Genomic DNA, 5472 nt, shown 5'->3' on the forward strand with positions numbered 1-5472 from the left:
AGGTGTTGACGAAGCGTAAGGGCTGGCTATAATGGGCGGCTCGCTCCAGCGGAAACGCGGGGCAGGTGGAAGAAGGCGTTGAGGCCGATTCCCGGGTTCTTTGAAAGTATGCGCAGGTATCTTGTGAGGGCGCCTGCAGGAGTGGATGACTGTCCATCTTGCAGACGTTTGATCAAGCAATGAATAGTTTGTTAAAGCAAGCGAAACGTTGCCAGCGATTGAACATCTGCAGCTAAAGCAATTTGCCTTCGGGCATGAAGTTTTAAGTGAAGAGTTTGATCCTGGCTCAGAGTGAACGCTGGCGGTAGGCCTAACACATGCAAGTCGAACGGCAGCACAGGAGAGCTTGCTCTCTGGGTGGCGAGTGGCGGACGGGTGAGGAATGCATCGGAATCTACTCTGTCGTGGGGGATAACGTAGGGAAACTTACGCTAATACCGCATACGACCTACGGGTGAAAGCAGGGGATCTTCGGACCTTGCGCGATTGAATGAGCCGATGCCCGATTAGCTAGTTGGCGGGGTAAGAGCCCACCAAGGCGACGATCGGTAGCTGGTCTGAGAGGATGATCAGCCACACTGGAACTGAGACACGGTCCAGACTCCTACGGGAGGCAGCAGTGGGGAATATTGGACAATGGGCGCAAGCCTGATCCAGCCATACCGCGTGGGTGAAGAAGGCCTTCGGGTTGTAAAGCCCTTTTGTTGGGAAAGAAAAGCAACTGGTTAATACCTGGTTGTTCTGACGGTACCCAAAGAATAAGCACCGGCTAACTTCGTGCCAGCAGCCGCGGTAATACGAAGGGTGCAAGCGTTACTCGGAATTACTGGGCGTAAAGCGTGCGTAGGTGGTTGTTTAAGTCTGTCGTGAAAGCCCTGGGCTCAACCTGGGAATTGCGATGGAAACTGGGCAACTAGAGTGTGGCAGAGGGTAGTGGAATTCCTGGTGTAGCAGTGAAATGCGTAGAGATCAGGAGGAACATCCGTGGCGAAGGCGACTGCCTGGGCCAACACTGACACTGAGGCACGAAAGCGTGGGGAGCAAACAGGATTAGATACCCTGGTAGTCCACGCCCTAAACGATGCGAACTGGATGTTGGGTGCAATTTGGCACGCAGTATCGAAGCTAACGCGTTAAGTTCGCCGCCTGGGGAGTACGGTCGCAAGACTGAAACTCAAAGGAATTGACGGGGGCCCGCACAAGCGGTGGAGTATGTGGTTTAATTCGATGCAACGCGAAGAACCTTACCTGGCCTTGACATGTCGCGAACTTTCCAGAGATGGATTGGTGCCTTCGGGAACGCGAACACAGGTGCTGCATGGCTGTCGTCAGCTCGTGTCGTGAGATGTTGGGTTAAGTCCCGCAACGAGCGCAACCCTTGTCCTTAGTTGCCAGCACGTAATGGTGGGAACTCTAAGGAGACCGCCGGTGACAAACCGGAGGAAGGTGGGGATGACGTCAAGTCATCATGGCCCTTACGGCCAGGGCTACACACGTACTACAATGGTAGGGACAGAGGGCTGCAAGCCGGCGACGGTGAGCCAATCCCAGAAACCCTATCTCAGTCCGGATTGGAGTCTGCAACTCGACTCCATGAAGTCGGAATCGCTAGTAATCGCAGATCAGCATTGCTGCGGTGAATACGTTCCCGGGCCTTGTACACACCGCCCGTCACACCATGGGAGTTTGTTGCACCAGAAGCAGGTAGCTTAACCTTCGGGAGGGCGCTTGCCACGGTGTGGCCGATGACTGGGGTGAAGTCGTAACAAGGTAGCCGTATCGGAAGGTGCGGCTGGATCACCTCCTTTTGAGCAAGGCAGCATCGCCTGTCAGGCGTCCTCACAAGAGACCTGCATTCAGAGTTCCGCACTGGAATGGTGTGGATAAGTCCCGTTTTGGGGCCTTAGCTCAGCTGGGAGAGCACCTGCTTTGCAAGCAGGGGGTCGTCGGTTCGATCCCGACAGGCTCCACCACTAAGCTTTGACAGAACATTGGGTCTGTAGCTCAGGTGGTTAGAGCGCACCCCTGATAAGGGTGAGGTCGGTGGTTCGAGTCCTCCCAGACCCACCACTCTGAATGATTGGCGCATACGAAAGAATTAGATGGGTTCGGTATTGTGGCCGTGTCCTGTTCTTTTAAAACTTGTGACGTAGCGAGCGTTTGAGATGTCTATCTTGACGTGTCGTGAGGCTAAGGCGAGAGATGAAAGTCTCTTTATTGATTGAGTCGTTATATTCGTGCGTGGGCTTTGTACCCCCATGCGCATATGATCCAAGGCAACTTGCGGTTATATGGTCAAGCGAATAAGCGCACACGGTGGATGCCTTGGCGGTCAGAGGCGATGAAGGACGTGGCAGCCTGCGAAAAGTGTCGGGGAGCTGGCAACAAGCTTTGATCCGGCAATGTCCGAATGGGGAAACCCACCGCTTCGGCGGTATTGCATGGTGAATACATAGCCATGCAAGGCGAACCCGGTGAACTGAAATATCTAAGTAACCGGAGGAAAAGAAATCAACCGAGATTCCCTGAGTAGCGACGAGCGAACGGGGACTAGCCCTTAAGCTGGTATGGTTTTAGGAAAACGGTCTGGAAAGGCCGGCCATAGAAGGTGATAGCCCTGTATTCGAAAGGGCCATTCCAGTGAAGACGAGTAGGGCGGGGCACGTGAAACCCTGTCTGAACATGGGGGGACCATCCTCCAAGGCTAAATACTACTGACCGACCGATAGTGAACCAGTACCGTGAGGGAAAGGCGAAAAGAACCCCGGAGAGGGGAGTGAAATAGAACCTGAAACCGTGTGCGTACAAGCAGTAGGAGCCCGCAAGGGTGACTGCGTACCTTTTGTATAATGGGTCAGCGACTTACTGTTCGTGGCAAGCTTAACCGTATAGGGGAGGCGAAGGGAAACCGAGTCTGATAAGGGCGCATAGTCGCGGGCAGTAGACCCGAAACCGGGTGATCTAGTCATGCCCAGGGTGAAGGTGCGGTAACACGCACTGGAGGCCCGAACCCACTCCCGTTGCAAAGGTAGGGGATGAGGTGTGATTAGGAGTGAAAAGCTAATCGAACCCGGAGATAGCTGGTTCTCCTCGAAAGCTATTTAGGTAGCGCCTCATATGTATCCTCTCGGGGGTAGAGCACTGTTATGGCTAGGGGGTCATCGCGACTTACCAAACCATTGCAAACTCCGAATACCGAGACGGACTGTATGGGAGACACACGGCGGGTGCTAACGTCCGTCGTGAAAAGGGAAACAACCCAGACCCACAGCTAAGGTCCCAAATTTTGTGCTAAGTGGAAAACCATGTGGAAAGGCACAGACAGCCAGGAGGTTGGCTTAGAAGCAGCCACCCTTTAAAGAAAGCGTAATAGCTCACTGGTCGAGTCGGTCTGCGGGGAAGATTTAACGGGGCTAAGCACAGAACCGAAGCTTGGGGTGCATAACTTTGTTATGCGCGGTAGAGGAGCGTTCCGTAAGCCTGCGAAGGTGGATTGAGAAGTCTGCTGGAGGTATCGGAAGTGCGAATGCTGACATGAGTAACGATAATGCGGGTGAAAAACCCGCACGCCGAAAGCCCAAGGTTTCCTTGCGCAACGTTAATCGGCGCAGGGTGAGTCGGCCCCTAAGGCGAGGCAGAAATGCGTAGTCGATGGGAAGCAGGTTAATATTCCTGCACCTCGCGTAAGTGCGATGGAGGGACGGAGAAGGTTAGGTGTACCAGGCGTTGGTTGTCCTGGGGAAAGGCGGTAGGTTTGGATCTTTGGCAAATCCGGGATCCTTTAAGACCGAGCACCGAGACGAGCCTTTAAGGCGAAGTCACTGATACCACGCTTCCAGGAAAAGCTCCTAAGCTTCAGCTTACGCAGACCGTACCGTAAACCGACACAGGTGGGTAGGATGAGAATTCTCAGGCGCTTGAGAGAACTCGGGTGAAGGAACTAGGCAACATGGCACCGTAACTTCGGGAGAAGGTGCGCCATTGCTGGTGGCCCATGCGGGCTATAGCTGGTGATGGCCGAAGTGACCAGGCCGCTACGACTGTTTATCAAAAACACAGCACTCTGCAAACACGAAAGTGGACGTATAGGGTGTGACGCCTGCCCGGTGCCGGAAGGTTAATTGATGGGGTCAGCCGCAAGGCGAAGCTCTTGATCGAAGCCCCGGTAAACGGCGGCCGTAACTATAACGGTCCTAAGGTAGCGAAATTCCTTGTCGGGTAAGTTCCGACCTGCACGAATGGCGTAACGATGGCGGCGCTGTCTCCACCCGAGACTCAGTGAAATTGAAATCGCTGTGAAGATGCAGCGTTCCCGTGGCAAGACGGAAAGACCCCGTGAACCTTTACTATAGCTTTACACTGAACGTTGAGTTCGTCTGTGTAGGATAGGTGGGAGGCTATGAAACTGTGGCGCTAGCTGCAGTGGAGCCATCCTTGAAATACCACCCTGTCGTGCTTGACGTTCTAACCTAGGCCCGTTATCCGGGTCGGGGACCGTGTATGGTGGGTAGTTTGACTGGGGCGGTCTCCTCCTAAAGAGTAACGGAGGAGCTCGAAGGTACGCTCAGCGCGGTCGGACATCGCGCACTGTGTGCAAAGGCATAAGCGTGCTTGACTGCAAGATCGACGGATCAAGCAGGTACGAAAGTAGGACTTAGTGATCCGGTGGTTCTGTATGGAAGGGCCATCGCTCAACGGATAAAAGGTACTCCGGGGATAACAGGCTGATACCGCCCAAGAGTTCATATCGACGGCGGTGTTTGGCACCTCGATGTCGGCTCATCACATCCTGGGGCTGTAGTCGGTCCCAAGGGTATGGCTGTTCGCCATTTAAAGTGGTACGCGAGCTGGGTTCAGAACGTCGTGAGACAGTTCGGTCCCTATCTGCCATGGGCGTTGGAAGTTTGAGAGGGGCTGCTCCTAGTACGAGAGGACCGGAGTGGACGAACCTCTGGTGTTCCGGTTGTCACGCCAGTGGCACTGCCGGGTAGCTATGTTCGGAAGCGATAACCGCTGAAAGCATCTAAGCGGGAAGCGCGCCTCAAGATGAGACTTCCCGGGGCACAAGCCCCCTGAAGGAACCATGTAGACTACGTGGTTGATAGGTCAGGTGTGTAAGCGCAGCAATGCGTTGAGCTAACTGATACTAATGATCCGTGCGGCTTGACCATATAACCTCAAGTTGCCTTGGCCGACGACATGTCGATCGACTCCAAGTGCACGCTACGTCACAAGTACCTACGAGAGGCTGGCGCCAGACGCGTTGCCGGACTATTCCTTCGGGAATCTTCCACAACACGATCAAGGCGACCCTCCAACCCTCTCCCTGGTGAAATTAGCGCTGTGGAACCACCCGATCCCATCCCGAACTCGGAAGTGAAACGCAGCTGCGCCGATGGTAGTGTGGCTCAAGCCATGCGAGAGTAGGTCATCGCCAGGGTTTTTACCCAAAAAGCCCCGCTGCTCATGCAG

The 5472-nt window shown here is 54.4% G+C and carries 2 tRNA genes and 3 rRNA genes; all 5 read left to right on the plus strand.

The annotated features are described in order from the left end of the window. Positions 1 to 263 precede the first annotated feature (263 nt). Positions 264 to 1808, plus strand: a 16S ribosomal RNA gene (locus K5L01_RS14815). Between the two features lie 89 nt (positions 1809 to 1897). After that, positions 1898 to 1973, plus strand: a tRNA-Ala gene (locus K5L01_RS14820). 20 nt (positions 1974 to 1993) lie between these two features. Next, a tRNA-Ile gene (locus K5L01_RS14825) sits at positions 1994 to 2070 on the plus strand. A gap of 223 nt (positions 2071 to 2293) precedes the next feature. Then, positions 2294 to 5171 (plus strand): 23S ribosomal RNA (locus tag K5L01_RS14830). A gap of 154 nt (positions 5172 to 5325) precedes the next feature. Then, positions 5326 to 5440 (plus strand): 5S ribosomal RNA (rrf, locus tag K5L01_RS14835). Together the 16S, 23S and 5S rRNA genes with 2 tRNA genes alongside form the textbook arrangement of a ribosomal RNA operon. Positions 5441 to 5472 lie beyond the last annotated feature (32 nt).

Source organism: Stenotrophomonas mori (assembly GCF_023556335.1).
GTDB classification, from domain to species: domain Bacteria; phylum Pseudomonadota; class Gammaproteobacteria; order Xanthomonadales; family Xanthomonadaceae; genus Stenotrophomonas; species Stenotrophomonas mori.